The organism is Bacillus sp. ms-22 (assembly GCF_009759805.1).
In the GTDB taxonomy this organism is placed as follows: domain Bacteria; phylum Bacillota; class Bacilli; order Bacillales; family Bacillaceae; genus Bacillus; species Bacillus xiamenensis.
Map to the genome: position 1 here is coordinate 398592 of NZ_CP046653.1, position 18323 is coordinate 416914.

General features: G+C 43.9%; 16 protein-coding genes. 15 read left to right on the forward strand and 1 reads right to left on the reverse strand.

The window, feature by feature from the left end; genetic code table 11:
• Nucleotides 1-8 precede the first annotated feature (8 nt).
• The 7 genes from GPA07_RS02110 to cydC all read left to right on the forward strand — a co-directional run bounded on the left by GPA07_RS02110 (nucleotide 9) and on the right by cydC (nucleotide 9296).
• Nucleotides 9-947, forward strand: a complete 939-nt coding sequence (locus GPA07_RS02110; RefSeq protein ID WP_071168370.1) for an ABC transporter substrate-binding protein — start codon at nucleotides 9-11, stop codon at nucleotides 945-947.
• Complete coding sequence (locus tag GPA07_RS02115; protein ID WP_071168371.1) at nucleotides 944-1957, forward strand: FecCD family ABC transporter permease; 1014 nt, start codon at nucleotides 944-946, stop codon at nucleotides 1955-1957. Before GPA07_RS02110 ends, GPA07_RS02115 begins: the two co-directional genes overlap by 4 nt.
• A gap of 1 nt (nucleotide 1958) precedes the next feature.
• Entirely contained in the window at nucleotides 1959-3080 is a 1122-nt protein-coding gene (isdG, locus tag GPA07_RS18990) for a heme oxygenase (RefSeq protein WP_008355488.1), read from the forward strand.
• A gap of 329 nt (nucleotides 3081-3409) precedes the next feature.
• Nucleotides 3410-4825 carry a cytochrome ubiquinol oxidase subunit I gene (locus tag GPA07_RS02125; protein WP_157291949.1) on the forward strand — a complete coding sequence of 472 codons (1416 nt, stop codon included), beginning with the start codon at nucleotides 3410-3412 and terminating at the stop codon, nucleotides 4823-4825.
• On the forward strand, nucleotides 4812-5828 hold the full coding sequence (gene cydB, locus GPA07_RS02130; RefSeq protein ID WP_157291950.1) for a cytochrome d ubiquinol oxidase subunit II: 1017 nt from the start codon (nucleotides 4812-4814) through the stop codon (nucleotides 5826-5828). Before GPA07_RS02125 ends, cydB begins: the two co-directional genes overlap by 14 nt.
• Entirely contained in the window at nucleotides 5828-7564 is a 1737-nt protein-coding gene (gene cydD, locus GPA07_RS02135) for a thiol reductant ABC exporter subunit CydD (protein ID WP_008355483.1), read from the forward strand. Before cydB ends, cydD begins: the two co-directional genes overlap by 1 nt.
• Nucleotides 7554-9296: a thiol reductant ABC exporter subunit CydC gene (gene cydC / locus GPA07_RS02140; RefSeq protein ID WP_157291951.1), complete on the forward strand. Its 1743-nt coding sequence runs from the start codon at nucleotides 7554-7556 to the stop codon at nucleotides 9294-9296. Before cydD ends, cydC begins: the two co-directional genes overlap by 11 nt.
• Nucleotides 9297-9341: 45 nt before the next feature.
• Here the strand turns inward: cydC and GPA07_RS02145 are convergent, their stop codons facing one another.
• Nucleotides 9342-10373 carry a pectate lyase family protein gene (locus GPA07_RS02145; RefSeq protein ID WP_034738258.1) on the reverse strand — a complete coding sequence of 344 codons (1032 nt, stop codon included), beginning with the start codon at nucleotides 10371-10373 and terminating at the stop codon, nucleotides 9342-9344.
• A 490-nt stretch (nucleotides 10374-10863) separates the two neighbouring features.
• Between GPA07_RS02145 and sigY the strand changes: the two genes are divergently transcribed.
• The 8 genes from sigY to celB all read left to right on the forward strand — a co-directional run bounded on the left by sigY (nucleotide 10864) and on the right by celB (nucleotide 18318).
• Complete coding sequence (gene sigY, locus GPA07_RS02150) at nucleotides 10864-11397, forward strand: RNA polymerase sigma factor SigY (RefSeq protein WP_157291952.1); 534 nt, start codon at nucleotides 10864-10866, stop codon at nucleotides 11395-11397.
• Nucleotides 11394-11702, forward strand: coding sequence for a YxlC family protein (locus tag GPA07_RS02155; protein WP_157291953.1), 309 nt, complete (start codon nucleotides 11394-11396; stop codon nucleotides 11700-11702). Before sigY ends, GPA07_RS02155 begins: the two co-directional genes overlap by 4 nt.
• Complete coding sequence (locus GPA07_RS02160; protein ID WP_071168378.1) at nucleotides 11702-11911, forward strand: transcriptional regulator; 210 nt, start codon at nucleotides 11702-11704, stop codon at nucleotides 11909-11911. Before GPA07_RS02155 ends, GPA07_RS02160 begins: the two co-directional genes overlap by 1 nt.
• 310 nt (nucleotides 11912-12221) lie before the next feature.
• Nucleotides 12222-13592 carry an NADP-specific glutamate dehydrogenase gene (gdhA, locus tag GPA07_RS02165; RefSeq protein WP_008355471.1) on the forward strand — a complete coding sequence of 457 codons (1371 nt, stop codon included), beginning with the start codon at nucleotides 12222-12224 and terminating at the stop codon, nucleotides 13590-13592.
• Nucleotides 13593-13675: 83 nt separating this feature from the next.
• On the forward strand, nucleotides 13676-13789 hold the full coding sequence (locus tag GPA07_RS18760; RefSeq protein ID WP_008355469.1) for a hypothetical protein: 114 nt from the start codon (nucleotides 13676-13678) through the stop codon (nucleotides 13787-13789).
• A gap of 793 nt (nucleotides 13790-14582) precedes the next feature.
• Complete coding sequence (locus GPA07_RS02170) at nucleotides 14583-16526, forward strand: BglG family transcription antiterminator (RefSeq protein WP_071168379.1); 1944 nt, start codon at nucleotides 14583-14585, stop codon at nucleotides 16524-16526.
• 122 nt (nucleotides 16527-16648) lie between these two features.
• Nucleotides 16649-16954, forward strand: a complete 306-nt coding sequence (locus tag GPA07_RS02175) for a PTS sugar transporter subunit IIB (RefSeq protein WP_008355465.1) — start codon at nucleotides 16649-16651, stop codon at nucleotides 16952-16954.
• Between the two features lie 14 nt (nucleotides 16955-16968).
• Nucleotides 16969-18318 (forward strand): PTS cellobiose transporter subunit IIC, encoded by a 1350-nt coding sequence (celB, locus tag GPA07_RS02180; protein ID WP_008355463.1) that lies wholly within the window; start codon nucleotides 16969-16971, stop codon nucleotides 18316-18318.
• Nucleotides 18319-18323 lie beyond the last annotated feature (5 nt).

An 18323-nucleotide genomic window follows, 5' to 3' on the forward strand; every position in this document is an offset into this window, starting at 1 on the left:
ACAGACGGTTGAAATGTTTACATGTGATCTTGGCAGGACTCGTCCTGATGCTTCTCCTTGGCGGGTGCAGTCAGGCAGCACCCGCCGAAAAAGGGAGCGGGCAAGGAGCACTGAAGATAAAGGATTTTTCCGGAAGGACGTTGTCGTTTCATGAGTCACCTCAACGTATTGTCTCATTGTCGACTGGCGATATGAGCATCATTTATGCCTTAGGTGGTGAGGTCGTCGGCCGGCCTACTGCCGAATTGCCAGAGAGTCTACAAAAGGCAAAATCCGTACAAACGATCGGCACAACACATCAATTTGATGTAGAGCTGATCACTAGTTTAACGCCCGATGTGGTGCTTGGGAATGAATCATTAAATAAAAAGGACATCTCGACTATAGAAGGAATTGGCTCACAGCTTCTTTTGACAAGTGCCAATTCGGTGAAGGATATCCAGCGTCAGATTACGTTATTCGGAGATTTGCTCGGGAAGCAGCAAAAGGCCCAAGCACTCAATGATCAAATCAATCAGCGGATAAAGCAAGTGAAGCAGCCACAGAAAAAAGTAAAAACACTCGTTGTATACGGTGCACCCGGCACATATATGGCGGCACTACCACAATCTTTAAGCGGTGATCTGCTGCATATCGCTGGTGGTGTGAACATTGCCGAGAATGAACCGGCGCTCGAAAAATTCCCGCAATACGCACAAATCAATGCAGAAAAGGTGATCGAAGCTGACCCGGATCTCATTTTGCTCATGACACATAGCAACCCCGAAGACGTCAAAGCAGGCTTTATGAGTGAGATGAAGCAGAATGCGGCGTGGCATGATGTGACAGCTGTCAAAAATGGACACGTTGAGATTCTGCCAAACGATCTATTTGGGACGAATCCAGGCGCAGAAGTGATCAGAGCGATTGATGAATTAGAGAAGAAATTGAAGCGATTATCATCATGAAAATGAATCCAGAGCTAGATTTTCAAAAAAGGCAGTCTAGACGCAAGTGGCTGTTACCGGGACTGTTTCTCTCTTTATGTGTAGGTGCATGTCTAGGGCTTGCATTAGGTTCTGTGCAATTGTCGATGACGGATGTAATCGCTGTTTTGATGGGATCAGGCCAGCCTGTTCATGAAAAAATCGTGATGGATTTACGTCTGCCACGTGTCCTCATTGGTTTCATCGTCGGTGCTTGTCTTGCGGCATCAGGGGCCATTTTACAAGGAGTCGTTCGAAATCCTCTGGCTGACCCTGGCATCATTGGTGTGACTGCTGGCGGCGGGTTAGCTGCTGTACTCAGCATGATTGTTTTGCCGCAATTCACGTATTTGCTTCCAGCCGCTGCCTTTCTTGGCGCTTTATTAGCCGCACTTGTTGTGTATATGCTGTCATTTGACCAAGGGGTTTCACCGCTTAAATTGATATTGGCGGGCGTCGCAGTCAATGCCCTGCTTGGTGCAGTGATGAACGGGTTTATGGTGCTCTATAGTGAGCGTGTGCAGGCCGTTCTGCCCTTTTTATCAGGAGGATTAAACGGTCGGAGCTGGCATCATCTTAGCTTTGTGTCGCCATATGCGCTCGCTGGATTGTGTCTTTGCTTTTTTGCGATCAAGCCATCAAATCTTCTCTTGCTTGGTGATGAGTCGGCTCAGCTCTTGGGCCTTAAAGTAGAGCGGACCCGCTTTTTCTTAATTGCGCTGGCGGCACTTTTAGCTGGAGCGGCTGTAAGCGTGAGCGGTTTAATTGGGTTTGTCGGGCTGGTCGTTCCTCATTTTATCCGCCTTTTGATTGGAGATGACTACCGGTATTTGCTGCCGATGTCGATGCTGGGCGGAGGCGTACTTGTGGTCTTTGCCGATACAGCGGCACGGGTCTGGTTTACACCGGTTGAATTGCCTGTAGGTATATTACTAGCCTGCATCGGTGCACCTTTCTTCCTCTATTTATTAAAAAAGAAAGGGAGGGGTTAAGTTGGATGTCATTGCAATGGATGATGTGAGTCTCCGTCAAGGGGGCTTTCGGCTGTCTTCCATTTCAGCAGCTGTTCCAAAGGGAAGCGTGACTGGAATCATTGGACCAAATGGGTCAGGGAAGTCGACTTTTATCAAAGCGGCCGCACGTCTCACGTCAATTGAAAGCGGCATGATTTACATTCATGACATACCGCAAAAGGAGATGACGGCGCAGGAGATCGCAAAGGAGATCGCCGTTCTCATGCAGACAAGAACAGCCATCCCATCTATGACAGTACGTGAGCTGGTCGCACTTGGACGCAGTCCGCATCGTTCAATTTGGAAAAAGAGTTCGAAGTCAGATCATGAAGCGGTTGAGTGGGCGCTTGAGGTGACGAATAGCCGCAGCAATGAAAACAGGATGCTGCATACATTGTCAGGCGGAGAAAGGCAAAAGGCGTACATTGCGATGGCGCTCGCTCAGAAGACCGATACCATCATTCTGGATGAGCCCACAACGTATTTAGATATTGCACATCAGCTTGAATTACTGGAGCTGCTCAAACAGCTGAATCAGAAGCATGGGATCACCATTTTAATGGTTCTTCATGACCTGCAGCAGGCAGCAAAATATTGTGACCGCCTCATTGCCATGAAGCGTGGTCAGGTGCATCAAATAGGCTTACCAAAAGAAGTGTTAACAGAAGACTTTTTCAAGGATGTTTTTGGGATTCAGGCAGAGGTTCACTTGGACGGTGAGCATCCGCTTATTATTCCAATTGCTTCGATCAAACAACAAAAGGGAGATGAAAATAACATGATCATTGTAAACAACCAAGTAAGAGTAGAAAAGGGCAGTGCAGACCACCTCGTCAAGCGGTTTAACAAGCAGGGACAAGTAGAATTCATGGAAGGGTTTTTAGGCATGGAAGTGTGGGTCACACAGCAGACAACTGATTACGATGAAGTGACCATTCATACCCGCTGGAATCGAAAAGAAGACTTTGTGAACTGGACAAAATCCCAAGCGTTTGGTGATGCTCACGCTCATGGAAAAGCAAGACCTGAAGGGCTATTAAAAAACAAGATTACGTACTATGAAGTGCAAGTGACAAGACCAGCTTTACAGAAAAAAGCCTAAATAAAATAACAGCGCTGCGGATGATATGCAGCGCTATTTATTTGCGCTTTTTTCTTTCTGTCACATATTTTTGACAAAGTATTCAAATAACTGACACAATACCATCCAATTTTTAGGTAAAATTTACTTTATTTTTGAAGCGCATGGGTGTAAAGTACAGGTATAAATAACTAACCGAATGAAAAACAAGAGTAAAAATTCACCGGATGAACCAACTCAAATAGACTATCATTTGTGAATGTTTGAACAAACGGTGAACTTTATGTGAAGTAGTGAGCATAAATATCTCAAATCATTCGGTAGGCGAAAGTAAGGGAGGATGTAAGGCTGTGAGCGAACTGTTTTTAGCAAGATTTCAATTTGCCTCAACGACATTATTTCATTTTATTTTTGTTCCTATGTCCATCGGTTTGGTGTTTATCGTCGCATTAATGCAGACCCTTTATGTGGTGAAGAAAAAAGACATCTATAAAAAGATGGCGAAATTTTGGGGTCACCTTTTCTTAATTAACTTTGCAGTAGGTGTCGTGACAGGTATTTTGCAAGAATTCCAGTTTGGAATGAACTGGTCTGACTATTCAAGGTTTGTCGGTGATGTCTTTGGTGCGCCACTTGCCATCGAGGCGCTTTTGGCCTTTTTCCTTGAATCAACCTTTATTGGCCTTTGGATATTCGGCTGGGATCGCCTGCCGAAAAAAATTCATTTATTGTGTATTTGGCTTGTTTCTCTTGGTACGATCTTTTCGGCGTTTTGGATTTTACTCGCCAACTCATTCATGCAGGAGCCAGTCGGATTTGTGATTAAAAATGGACGTGCAGAAATGAATGATTTTGGTGCGCTTGTGACGAATCCGCAGCTCTGGGTAGAGTTCCCGCACGTTCTGTTTGGTGCACTGGCAACAGGTGCTTTCTTTATTGCAGGGGTAAGTGCCTATAAAATGATCAAAAAACAAGAGATCGCCTTTTTCAAAAAATCATTCCAGATTGCCATGGTACTCGCGCTTATTTCTGGCTTAGGTGTAGCATTCTCTGGACATGACCAAGCGAAGCATCTCATGGAATCACAGCCGATGAAGATGGCAGCAAGTGAAGCGCTGTGGAAGGATAGTGGAGATCCCGCCGCTTGGACATTATTTGCCAACATTGATACCGATAAAAAAGAAAACTCCAGTGAAATCAATATTCCATTTGCTTTAAGTTACTTAGCTTATCAGAAATTCAGCGGAGATGTTCCAGGGATGCTGACGCTTCAAAAAGAATATGAAGCAAAGTTTGGCCCAGGAGACTACATTCCTCCAGTGAAAACAACGTTCTGGAGCTTTAGAGTCATGGTTGGTGCCGGAATGCTGATGATTTTTGCTAGTATGATTGGTTTGTATTTGAGCTTTAGAAAAAAACTTGAATCAAACAAATGGTATTTACGCTTGATGGTTTGGATGATTGCGTTCCCGTTTATTGCGAACTCAGCCGGCTGGATCATGACTGAAATCGGGCGTCAGCCGTGGACCGTCTTTGGTATGATGACGACTGCTCAATCAATTTCACCAAACGTATCATACGGCATGCTGTTATTCTCAGTGATTAGCTTTACGACCATTTATCTGATTCTTGCCATTGTGCTTGCTTACTTATTCATTCGAGAAATTAAAAAAGGGGCACATTCTGAAGAGGATACAGATCATAAGGATGAAACGGACCTGTCTACAGATCCATTTGATGGAGGCGCATATCATGGCTTATCTTAACGAGATTTGGTTTATTCTTGTCGCAGTATTGTTTGTTGGGTTTTTCTTCTTAGAAGGCTTTGACTTTGGTGTAGGAATGTCCATGCAGCTGCTTGGAAAGGATGCGCACGAGCGCCGCATTTTAATCAATACGATTGGTCCTTTCTGGGATGCGAATGAGGTCTGGCTCATTACAGCTGGAGGTGCTATATTCGCTGCTTTTCCTCACTGGTATGCCACAATGTTCAGTGGATACTATATTCCGTTTGCGGTTCTGTTATTAGCGCTCATTGGGCGGGGAGTCGCCTTTGAATTTCGAGGAAAGGTTGAAAAAGCATCCTGGATCAAAACCTGGGATTGGGTCATCTTCTTTGGCAGTCTGATTCCGCCATTTTTGCTCGGTGTGTTATTCACAAGTATTTTACGAGGCATGCCAATTGATCAAAGCATGAATATGTACGCAGGTTTCACAGACTTTGTGAATCTTTATTCAGTCATCGGCGGGGTGGCGGTGACGGTTCTTTGCCTTCTGCATGGATTGATTTTTGTCACACTCCGAACAGAGGGTGATTTAAGAAATCGTGCAAGAAAGCTCGCTCGGCGTGTCTTATTGATTGCACTCCCAGTTCTTGTTGTATTTGTCGGTGTGTCAATCATTGAAACAGACATTTATACAGTGCGCCCGATCATCACCATTCCGTTAACTGTACTGATTGTGGTTTGTTATCTAGCGGCTCTTGCCTTTATGAAGAAAGAGCGTGATGGCTGGACGTTCTTGTTCACAGGTGCAGGTATTATGGTGACGGTGACAATGCTTTTCACCGCATTGTTCCCACGTGTGATGATTAGTTCAATCAACCATGCGTTTGACCTCACCATTCAAAACGCTGCATCAGGATCGTATTCACTAACGGTCATGACGATTGTAGCCATTTCTTTGCTGCCTTTTGTGCTTGGGTATCAAATTTGGAGCTACTATGTCTTCCGTAAACGTGTAAGCGGTAAGGAGCCAATGACCTACTAATGGATAAACGTTTGCTTCAATTAAAGGGAATGAGAGGGCTGCTTGCCCTCTTAGGTATTGTGTCACTCATCCAAGGAGCAAGTATCATTTTCCAAGCACAGTGGCTGGCACATGCCATAACAACGCTGTTTGACGGGAAAAGCCTCACGCAGGCAACGCCATATGTTTTGCTGTTTCTTGCTGCCTTTCTGGTTCGGCACGGTCTCACCTTCATTCGGGAGAAGGTCATGTTTACCTACTCCTCCCGAATTGGAGCAGACGTAAGAAAGCAGCTGTTAGACCAGCTCTTTCGGTTAGGTCCAGCCTTCACCAAGAAAAAAGGAACAGGAAAGCTTGTGACATTAGCGATGGAGGGAATTGCCCAATATCGTCAGTATTTACAGCTGTTTTTGCCAAAAATGGTGAACATGGCTGTGATTCCGGTGATGGTCCTTGTCTATGTTTGGACATTAGATGAAACATCTGCTGTCATTTTGATTGTGACGCTGCCGATTTTAATTGTTTTTATGATTTTGCTAGGTCTTGTCGCTCAGCGTAAAGCGGCCAAACAATGGAGATCGTATGAGAAATTATCCAATCATTTTACTGATTCCCTCCGTGGTCTTGAAACGCTTCGCTACTTAGGTATTAGCAAAAAGCACTCTCGCAATATCGCGGAGGTCTCAAAGCGATATCGAAAGGCGACCATGAGTACGCTAAAGGTCGCATTTCTTTCATCGTTTGCCCTCGATTTCTTTTCCATGCTGTCCATTGCGACCGTCGCTGTATTTCTTGGCTTGCGACTAATTGAAGGAGACCTTCTGTTATTGCCGGCTTTGACAGCACTGATGCTTGCTCCGGAATACTTCCTGCCAGTACGTGAGGTGGGAAATGATTATCATGCGACGTTAAATGGAAAAGAAGCAAATGAAGCCATTCAGGTCATTTTAGACGAAAAAGGCTTCCGCACGCAGGAGACACAATCTGTGAAGCTGAACGAGTGGAATGACCAATCTGAACTCACACTGCAAGATGTATGTGTCCTGCATGATGAACAAGCCCCTTATTCAATTCAGGATGTGAACCTCACTGTTAAAGGGAAGAAAAAGATTGGTATCATTGGTGCCAGCGGTTCAGGTAAATCGACGTTAACAGATGTCCTCGGCGGTTTTGTTGAACCGTCTTCAGGTCAAATCTTGCTAAACGGCCAGCCGCTTGCTCATTTACAGCTGAAGGCGTGGCAAAAGGAAGTCGTTTATATGCCGCAGCATCCTTATTTGTTTCACATGACATTACGAGAAAACATTCGTTTTTATGAGCCGCATGCAACAGATGAAGAAGTCGAAAGAGCTGTGCAGAAGGCAGGCTTATCTCAGCTCGCAACGGAGCTGGCAAATGGGCTGGATGAGGTCATTGGTGAACAGGGAAGGGGGCTGAGCGGCGGACAGGCGCAGCGGATTGCGCTTGCTCGGACTGTGCTGGGGCAGCGGTCAATCATGCTGTTAGATGAACCAACGGCACATCTGGACATTGAGACAGAGTATGAATTGAAGAAAACGATGCTTCCGCTGTTTGAAGATAAACTTGTGTTTTTGGCCACACACAGGCTTCATTGGATGCCGGATATGGATGAAATCATTGTCATGGATCATGGTACCATTGCAGAAATGGGTACTCATGAATCATTAATGGAAAGAAAAGGTGTGTACTATCAATTGGTACAGGAGCAAATGGGGGCGGTCACACATGGTCAGTAAAGGCTGGTTTATACCTTATATCAAGGAGAATCAAAAGCTGTTTGCCTTGGTACTTTTTTTAGGGGCCATTGCGGTGTTCTCTGCTTCAATGCTCATGTATACTTCAGGATTTTTGATTTCAAAAGCTGCCACAAGACCCGAGAATATCTTGATGGTCTATGTCCCAATTGTGGCAGTACGTACCTTTGGTATTTCACGCTCAGCTGCTCGTTATGCAGAAAGACTGGCGAGCCACCAGCTCATTTTGACGATGATTGAAAAAATGCGGGTGCGTCTATATGACATGGCTGAACGAAGTGCCAAACAGACAAAGCTGGGTACAGGTGAAATGCTTGGGCTTTTGTCAGAAGATGTGGAGAGATTACAGGATGCGTATTTAAAAACCATCTTTCCATCCATCGGTGCGCTGCTTTTATATGCAGGATCGATTGGAGCACTTGGCCTTTTCTCATGGCCTTTTGCTGGATTGATGCTGCTCTATATGGCACTGCTTGTATTTGTTTTCCCGTATGTCACAGTGCTTGTGAACCGGGCAAGGCAAATTCAAATGAAAAAAGGCAGAAATGAACTGTACAGTCATTTAACAGATGCCGTTATGGGTGTCAGTGACTGGTTGTTTAGCGGGAGGCAGAACGATTTTGTTGACGGGTATGAACAGAAAGAAGCGAAGCTGTTAACGCTCGAAGCAGCCAAGCATCGGTTTATCCGTCTGCGCCAATTTTTTTCGCAGCTGATCATTGGAGGAGCAGTCGTCCTTGTCGTGTATTGGAGCGGCTCGGTCGTTCAGTCAGGTTCCATGTCACATACACTCATCGCGGCCTTTGTACTTGTGCTCTTTCCGTTAACAGAAGCCTTTCTTCCGCTGTCAGATGCAGCAGGAGATATTCCTGTTTACCAGCATGCCGTCAGTAGGTTACATCATTATGAAAAGCAGTCATACGAAGGATTAGCGGAGAGGGAGACAGCAGATGAGACACCAGTCTCTCATGATGAAGCGGTCCGTTTTGATCATGTAACCTTTGGATATGAGGCAAATCAGCATGTACTGAAAAACCTCTCGTTTTCCCTTAAACAAGGAGAAACCCTCGCCCTCTTAGGAAAAAGCGGTGCAGGGAAATCGACCATTTTAAAATTGATAGAAGGGGCAGTCATGCCAAATCAAGGTGTTGTTAGCATTCTGGGGAAACCAGTTCAGGGCGTTCAATGGAATATGTCAGATGATGTGTCTGTCCTCAATCAACAGCCCTATTTATTCGATACGTCTGTTTTGAACAATATCCGCTTAGGCGCTACAGGCGCAACAGAAGAACAGGTAAAAGAAGCGGCGAGACAGGTGCAGCTGCACGATTACATTGAATCGTTACCAGAAGGCTATCACACAGGGGTACAGGAGACAGGGGTTCGTTTCTCAGGTGGTGAAAGACAGCGGATGGCGTTAGCTCGGATTTTGCTGCAAAATACCCCGATTGTGGTATTGGATGAGCCAACTGTCGGACTGGATCCGCGCACAGAGTCTGAATTGCTTGACACGATATTTCGTGTATTAAAGGGCAAGACGGTGATTTGGATTACCCATCACCTGACTGGCTGTGAGGCGTGTGACCGTATCATGTTTATTGAAGATGGTCGTATTGAGATGCAGGGCAAGCACCAGGATTTATTGAGAGAAAACCTGCGTTATCAAAAGTTGTATGAGATGGACCGTCCATTTTCTACAGTGTCAATCAAATGAATGACAAGAACGTTCGGACAGATGGCTGTCCGAACGTTTTGTGTATTAAGGATTTACTTTTCCTACACCCGCATTTGATACAACTTCTGATTTCACATTGTTCACGTTAAGCAAAGAGTAGTTATAAGGAGGGTTGTACGTACCTGTTGAAGACGTTGGCAGACTGCCTGTGCTGTTAATGTAAGAGTTGTTGATGACATGCCATGTACCGACTTGACGGCTGTCCCAGCTGCCGATGGCATTGTTTGTATTTTCAAATACGTTATGCTCAATTCTCATTTTCGCGCCCATACGAGAGTTAATCGCTGTTGTATGGATGCCTTTGTAATAGTTGTTATACACATGACCTTCCCCGTAGCGCATAGACGGTACACGAGAGTTCAAGTTTTCGAAACGGTTGTTGTGGAAAGTGATTTTTCGGTTGTAGTTATCGTTATCGGAGCTGCCCATGAGCATCGTTTTCCAGCTGTCATGTACGTAGTTCCATGAGAACGTAATGTAATCAGAGTCATTTTTTACATCAAATAAACCATCATAATCATCTTTATCAGAGTTTAACGTGTTGTAAAGTTCATTATGATCGACCCATACGTTTTTAGAAGCGCCTTCGATGCCGATTGCATCCTTATCACCAATTTTGCTGTGGTGGATTTTCAAGTTACGGATGATAATGTTATTGGCGCGCCAAACTTTAATGCCAATCCCGTTAAATTCGCCATTCGTGCCTTTACCGACGATGGAGACATTGTTTGTATCTTTCACATCAATTTTATTGGCCGATGTATTAGAAGGGGTAATCTTTCCGTCTACAACAATTTTTAACTTCTCATTTGTTCCTTTACTTTTGAGGGCAGCTAATAGTTCATTTCCAGTTTTCACTGTCACCGTTTTACCGCCTTCACCGCCTGTTGTGCCACCATTTAGAGTAGCAAATCCTTGCTGATTAAAATTGGCCATAATTGAAGGGCTTTCTGGATATTTGGTTGCTGCTTGTGCCTCCCCATTTGGTGCAAATAATGAAGTCACGAGGCCAACCGCTAACACACCAGCTAACATTGGAATTTTTTTCTTCAACATGAACATCTCCATTCTATATTTTGTTTTAATGTAAACGTTTCCAAAATAAGCTGCGATTGAAACACTCCTCCTTCTTTCGCCAGCATCGCCTCTTTCGGAATGTAGGACGAGCATAGCATGCGAAAAGGTATCATCGGCTAAGAATAGGATCAATAGATTTCATGATTTTCTAGGAAACTAAGGCGATGATTATTTCATTTTCATCTAAATGAGACAAGGATCATTGACAATAGGTATTGGGATGACATAGGGATTATGGGAAAGAGACGTTCCATTCTATGGAAAATCATGATGATTACGAAAACGTCATTCTGTTAGGGACAAAGCAATGTCATAATCATTACATAAGAAAAAATTGGATATAAAATGGGTCATTGATCGGATTATTAGGGAGAAAAGGTTCCATTTTGAAAAAATAGAGTTCATTTTAAACGATGTGATCAGCAGTGTCGTCTGATAAATAAGCGTAGAAAAGAAAGGAGGGACGTGTTTGGAGCAGACAGAGGAGACCTTATTGATTGAGCGGGCAAAACAGGGAGATGATGCTGCATTTACCGCTCTTTATCGGCATCACTACTCGTTTCTTTATCGTTATCTGATGAAGCTCACCCTTCAGCAAGAGCAGACAGAGGAAATGATGCAAGAGACGATGCTGAAAGCATATATGAAACTTTCTTCTTTTAGAGGAGATTCCTTATTTTCAACATGGCTCGTTTCTATTGCAACTAGACAATTTTTAGACCACCAGAAGAAAAGAAAACGTGAACAAACGAGAGAAGGGAAGGCGAATCAAGAGGCGATACGCCGTTTCAAATGGGACGTTCAGCAAAAGGGGCATACATGGCATGAGATATGGGAGGTTTTAAATGAATTGAAGGTTCAGGAGAGAGTACCGATCATTCTGCATTATAATAATGGCTATACGTACCCCGAAATTGCTTCGATGCTTGGTATGAGAGAAGGCACTGTGAAATCAAGGGTTCATCATGGGGTAAAGAAAATTCGAAAGGAGTGGTTCAAATGAAGGAAGATCGTTTCGCCAAGCGTTTGAAAGAGGAGTTACAGCAGCTAGATGAACAGATTGAAGTAGAAAAGCCGAGTGAACAGGCTTTGATGCGGATGCTAAAGCAGGGAAAGGAAAAAGAGAAAAGACGCTTGAAACAAGAAATGATGGCGTACATCATCACCAGTCTCACCATACTGACACTTTTTGCAGCTGCCATTACTCAATTGCCCATGATCTTCATATGTCTCCAAGTAGTAAGTGTGCCGCTCTGCGTCATAGTAGGCATCAAGGAATATCATCACATCAAAGGAGGGTCTTTCTAATGAGTCAGACGGAAATAATCATCTTATTATGCGTATTGCCGTTATTGTTTGCACAGGGATTTCTTTTATTTATGGATGCGAAGAAAAGAGGGCGTTATAAGTGGTTCTGGGGCATTGTCGGTTTGTTGAACTTCCCATCTTCTTCTATTTTATATTGGCTCTGTGTCGTATTACCTGATCGAAGAGGCGGGAAGCTTCGCAAAGATTGAGCCTCCCTGATAAAACTTTTGGCCTTTTTTTCAAATAAAAATCATCTAGAAAGAAAGAGAAATTCAACAATCTGTCAAAGAAAGCGGGACATAGTAAGTCCAGTTCATCATTTCTAGCACGATCGTCATTCTTTGTGCAGGCATTTTTCAAGACGAAAGATGAGACTGCTTGATCTATCTCAATTCGGCATCATTTTCATCTGTTATCAATATTGATCAGATTTTACAAATGGTGTTAAATTAGTCTCAATATGCGTTAGAAAATCTGACAATCAAAAATGTGAGATATTTACAAGGAGGCAGATGAGACATGTTGACCTTAGATCGAGCAGCACAAACAGCACAAAGCTACATCCACCGTGTACTAGAGGATGTAGAAAAAAGAAATCCAGGCGAGGCGGAATTCCAGCAAGCTGTAAAAGAAATTCTGGAATCACTCGTTCCGGTTTTTGCAAAGCATCCAGAGTATGAAAAACTGGGGATTTTAGAACGATTAATTGAGCCTGAGCGGCTTGTTGTGTTTCGTGTACCGTGGGTAGATGATGAAGGCAAAGTGCAAGTGAATAGAGGGTTTAGGGTTCAATTCAATAGTGCGATTGGTCCTTACAAAGGAGGCATTCGTTTCCATCCATCGGTCAATGCAAGCATCATCAAGTTTTTAGGGTTTGAACAAATCTTTAAAAACGCATTGACTGGTTTGCCGATCGGCGGAGGAAAAGGAGGATCAGATTTTGATCCAAAAGGGAAGTCTGATGGAGAAATCATGCGTTTTGTTCAAAGCTTTACGAGTGAACTCAGCCGTTATATTGGACCAGATCAAGATGTGCCAGCAGGGGATATTGGTGTAGGTGCACGCGAGATTGGCTATATGTTCGGCCAGTACAAAAAAATGCGTGGTGCGTATGAAGCGGGTGTCCTTACAGGGAAAAGTCCTGGATTCGGAGGCAGCTTAGCCAGAAAAGAAGCGACGGGCTATGGACTGGTGTACTTTATGGAAGAAATGTTAAAAGCACATGGACTGCAATTTGAAGGCATGTCGGTTGTTGTGTCTGGCTCAGGGAATGTGTCGATTTATGCCATGGAAAAAGTATTGGAATTAGGCGGAAAGGTCGTTGCTTGTAGTGATTCAAGCGGAGTCATTTACGATCCTCAAGGCATTTCACTTGAGACAGTGAAGCAGCTGAAGGAAGTCGACAACCAGCGGATTGGGGCTTACATAAACACTCACCCGCACGCTGAGTTAATTGAAGATTGTGAACAAATATGGTCTGTCCCTTGTGACATTGCGCTGCCATGTGCGACACAAAATGAAATTTCAGAGACGCAAGCACAGCAGCTGGTGGCAAACGGTGTCATCGCTGTAGGAGAAGGAGCTAATATGCCATCCACTCTTGAGGCGGTCAAAGTATTTGAACAACATGATATTCTGTTTGCACCTGCAAAAGCGGCGAATGCTGGCGGTGTCGGTGTTTCAGCATTAGAAATGGCGCAGAATAGTGCGAGGTTGTCGTGGACGTTTGAAGAAGTAGATGGTCAGTTGAAACAAATGATGCAGTCGATTTATCGTCAGTGTACCGAGACAGCTGAAGAATACGGTCACTCTGGGAACTTAATGGCAGGCGCAAATATTGCAGGATTTCGCAAAGTCGCAGATGCCATGATCGCACAAGGCGTCATTTAATTCCTGCTCTCCCGCACCTGTTTATTTCGTGACAAGATGGGGAATTGTCTTGTAAGAATGACAATAAGGAGGCGCGGGAGAAAATGAAAAAATGGCTGAAACAAATGGTCAAATGGGCTCCAGTGATTTATCCAGTGGTGAGGAAAATATATAAAGAACGAAAAGCATCAAAAAGTCGTAACATATCAGCCGGATAATCCGGCTTCAGCGTGTAGACAAACCCTCGCATTCTTTGTCAGTCCTGCGTGCCGGTGCTCACGAATGTCAAATTCGCTCCGCGCCGGTACTCGTCCTTCCTAGACTGCAAAGGTTTTCATGTCACGCTGAAAAGAAGACAAAGGGCTAAAATAAAGATCATTTTAGCCCTTTGTCAACAATCTGCAGCCGGATAATCCGGCTTTTTTTATGAAATCAATTGAACAAAAAAGAGGCTGTTTGAATGATTGATTTTACATCTCTCTCCGTTCAGTACATAACAAATGAAAATGAAAAAAGCTTTTTAAACGATCCCGCTTCGTTCCGCACTTGATCAGCTAGTTCTCAGAGTATGCCTATTTAGCAGTGAGTACGATGTAAAAGGGAATGGACGGAAGTAAAGCTGTCGAAAAAGAAGCGGAAGCGTGAATTGAAACACGAAGGACTTATGAGATGCGATTGCCTCTGTGTACGGAAAAAAGCAGGGAAACCGTTCAAAGCCATTTGATCATGCAACCGGTACACATGACCAAAGATGACAACTGACTTCCTCATAAAAAAGGCGGATACACGAAGGTGTAACGCCTTTTTCATGATGTTTACAGCAGCCTCTTAGAAGGAGATTCATAGGTCATTAGATATGGTTGATTGTATAAATAGGGGCAATTGTCATATAAATGAGTTGGCAATTTTTATTTCTTTTCAGTAGAATATGAGTAATGAAGAGAACTGCAAGCGTATACAACCTGTCCAGACAAGGCAGATTCTCCACCCTTAATGAAGGAGGCCGATCTGATGCTGAGTAAAAGACTGGCGCATATTTTAAGTCAGCTGATGGCAGCTGAGACTCCTCTCACCAGCGCTGCGCTTTCTGTCAGCTTACAAGTAACAAGCCGCACCATCCGTACAGACATCAAGGAACTGAATGACCGCCTTGCCCCTTATCACGCGAATGTATCAGCTGTTAGAGGAGCTGGTTATGAGCTGCTGATCAAAGATGAGAATGCCTTTCGCCGTTTTATGAAGGAAGAGGTTGAACAGGAAGAGCCTCTGGCCGTTTTACCGGAGGAACGTGTTCGATTTATTTTAAAGAAGCTGCTTCTAGCAGAATCGTATGTGAAGCTAGAGGACTTACAGGAGCAGCTGTTTATTAGTAAATCGACGATGAGTAACGACATGAAATGGGTCAAACGCAAGCTTGAGCCCTTTGATCTGAAACTGGAAGCAAAGCCGAATAAAGGATGCAGAATTAAAGGGTCTGAGATGAAAATCCGCTATTGCATGTCAGAATATTTGTTCAACGAACGCCGTTCCTATCAAACGATGCTGAATACAGCCATCACCATTTTGCCAAAACATGAGCTGGAATTGATTCAGAAAACAATGATTGATTATATCAACGAGGAAAGAATGAATCTATCAGACATTTGCATGAATAATTTAATAGTTCATGTTGCCATTGCCTGTAAACGGATTAGACACGGAAACTATGTATCTGTGCTGCCAGAGGAAATCAATGAAATCCCGAGGGCAAAGGAATACAAGGTCGCCAAAAAAATGGTTGAGCGTCTTGAAGGACTGCTTGATGTCTCATTTCCAAAAGAGGAAGTTGTCTATATTGCCATTCATTTGTTAGGAACAGCCAAAATGGTACAGTCTTTTTCATCGAGCGGTCAAAAACAAATTGTGGATGACGACACGAGCCGTCTTGTTCAGCTTATGCTGAAAGCCATTGACCAAAAGTTACAGCTCGATTTAGCGGATGATGCGGAATTACTGATTGGGCTCAGTCTGCATTTAAAGCCAGCAATGAACAGGTGTAAATATGGAATGAACTTAAGAAATCCGATGCTTGATGAGATAAAAGCAGGCTATCCAATCGCCTTTGAAGCTGGAATTATTGCGAGCAGGGTCATTGAAAAAGAGGCGGGTTTGTCCATTCATGAGAATGAAATCGGATATATGGCGCTTCATTTTGGTGCTGCCTTAGAGCGTAGAAAAATGGAGATACCGCCGAAGCGATGTCTCATTGTCTGTGCATCTGGCGCAGGAAGTGCAAGACTATTGCAGGATCGGCTGCAGTCACAATTTGGATCAAAACTGACCATTTTAGGAACAGCAGAGCTCTACTCACTTCCGCACGTCTCTTTACATTCTTTGGATTTAATTATCACGACCATCCCCATTCAGATGGAATTACCGATTCCAGTCATTCAAGTAAACACGATTTTAGGAGGCAGCGACTTTTTAAAAATTGAGGAAGCCTTGACGAGTGAAACGAGAGTGACACTAGCCTCTCAATATATGAAAAAGGAATTGGTTTTTACAAAATGCGCCTTTCAAACAAAGGAAGAGGTGGTAACATTTCTCACGCAGAAAGTCATTGAGCTGGGGTTAGCGCCAGTAGAACTGACACAATCTGTGATGGAAAGAGAAGAGGCTGCACCTACCTCATTTGGGCATTATACAGCCATTCCGCATCCGATGACGCCGCTGACAGACGAAACGTTCTGGGCGATCTGTACATTAGAAAAACCGATCATTTGGGGAGAGAAAAAAGTTCAATTTGTCTGCTTGCTTTGTGTCGAAAAAGAGAATGTCAAAGACTTAAAAGGCATGTACCGGCTGCTGGGAGAGCTTGTGCATCATGTGAAATTCATTCAGCACCTCATCGCCTGTGATACCTTTGAAGACATGCTGGATGTGATGTATAAAAAAGTTCCTTCGTACAAGAACTAAAGGTGTGATCTTAACTTTTTCCGCTTCCTAAAGGAAAAAGTATAGGTGTTTATGAAAGCGGTTTCATAATATGATGAATGTGTAAAGAAAAGCTTCATACTTCGAAAAGGGGGCGTTTACACATGAACATCTTATTGGTTTGCGCAGCAGGTATGTCAACAAGCTTGCTTGTCACAAAAATGGAGAAAAGTGCACAAGAACAAGGGAAAGACTATCGTATTTGGGCAGTATCTGGAGATGCTGCAAAAAGTCATATTGATCAAGCCGATGTGCTTTTATTGGGACCGCAGGTTCGATATTTATTACCACAAATGAAAAAGCTCGGAGAAGAAAAAGGAATACCAGTAGACGTCATTAATACCGTGCATTATGGTGTTTGTAATGGCGCCGAAGTTCTAAAATCTGCTGAACAGTTAGTGAACGGATAAGGGGGGCGGAAGGGATGAATGGATTCAACCGATTTCTAGAAGAGAAGGTTATGCCGTTTGCAGGAAAGATTGCCGCTCAAAGACATTTACAAGCATTGCGTGACGGAATTGTTTTAACAATGCCTCTCATTATTGTCGGTTCACTGTTTCTTATTTTAGCCAACCTTCCAATTCCGGGATACAGCGATTTTATGGCAAGTATCTTTGGAGACGAGTGGGCCACGAAACTATCTTATCCAGTGAATGCAACCTTTGACATTATGGCACTTGTTGCAACCTTTGGGATTGCGTACAGGCTTGCGGAAAAGTATGCGGTTGATGCACTGTCATCTGGTGCGATCGCTGTTGCGGCTTTCCTTTTAGCCACACCATATCAAGTACCGTTCACACCTGAAGGCTCAACAGAAGCCATTCTAGTGAATGGCGGCATTCCTGTCTCACTCATGGGCAGTAAAGGGTTATTCGTCGCCATGATTATTGCCATGCTTTCAACCGAAATTTACCGTTTTATTGTACAGCGAAATATCGTCATTAAAATGCCTGATGGTGTACCGCCAGCAGTCAGTAAATCGTTTATCGCACTTATTCCAGGTTTTGTGGTCATCACGCTGATCTGGGTCGCTAGACTTTTGATCGAGATGACACCTTTTGAGAGTATTCATAATATCATCACGGTCTTAATTGGCACACCGCTCTCCATTCTTGGCGGAAGCTTAGGTGGAAGTATCGTTGCCATGGGTGTACAAATGCTCCTCTGGGCATGTGGTATTCACGGAGCCACGATTGTCGGAGGCGTCATGGGACCGATTTGGCTCGGGGCGATGGATGAAAACCGTCTTGCATTCCAAGCAGGAGAAGTGCTGCCGAATATTTTCACAGCGCAGTTCTTTGAAATCTTCATCAACGTCGGCGGAAGCGGCGCGACGCTTGCTTTGGTGTTGACGATGATCTTGCGTGCGAGAAGTAAACAAATGAAACAGCTAGGACGTCTTGCCATTGGGCCAGCCATTTTTAACATCAACGAACCGATCATTTTTGGAATGCCAATTGTGATGAACCCAATGCTTCTCATTCCGTTTATCCTCACGCCAATCTTGATGATTGTCACCACATATATCGGAATGAGCACAGGACTTGTGGCAAAACCGGCAGGAATCGCTGTTCCATGGACTATGCCGCCAATCATTTCAGGCTATCTCGCAACAGGCGGGAAAATCTCTGGCGCTGTCATGCAGCTGATCAACCTTGCATTATCATTTGTTCTATACTACCCATTCTTTAGAATGTGGGATAAGCAGAAATTGAAAGAAGAAAATGAGCTGGAAACAAAAGCATCAGCGGATGAAAATGTCGCCAGCATGTAATAAAG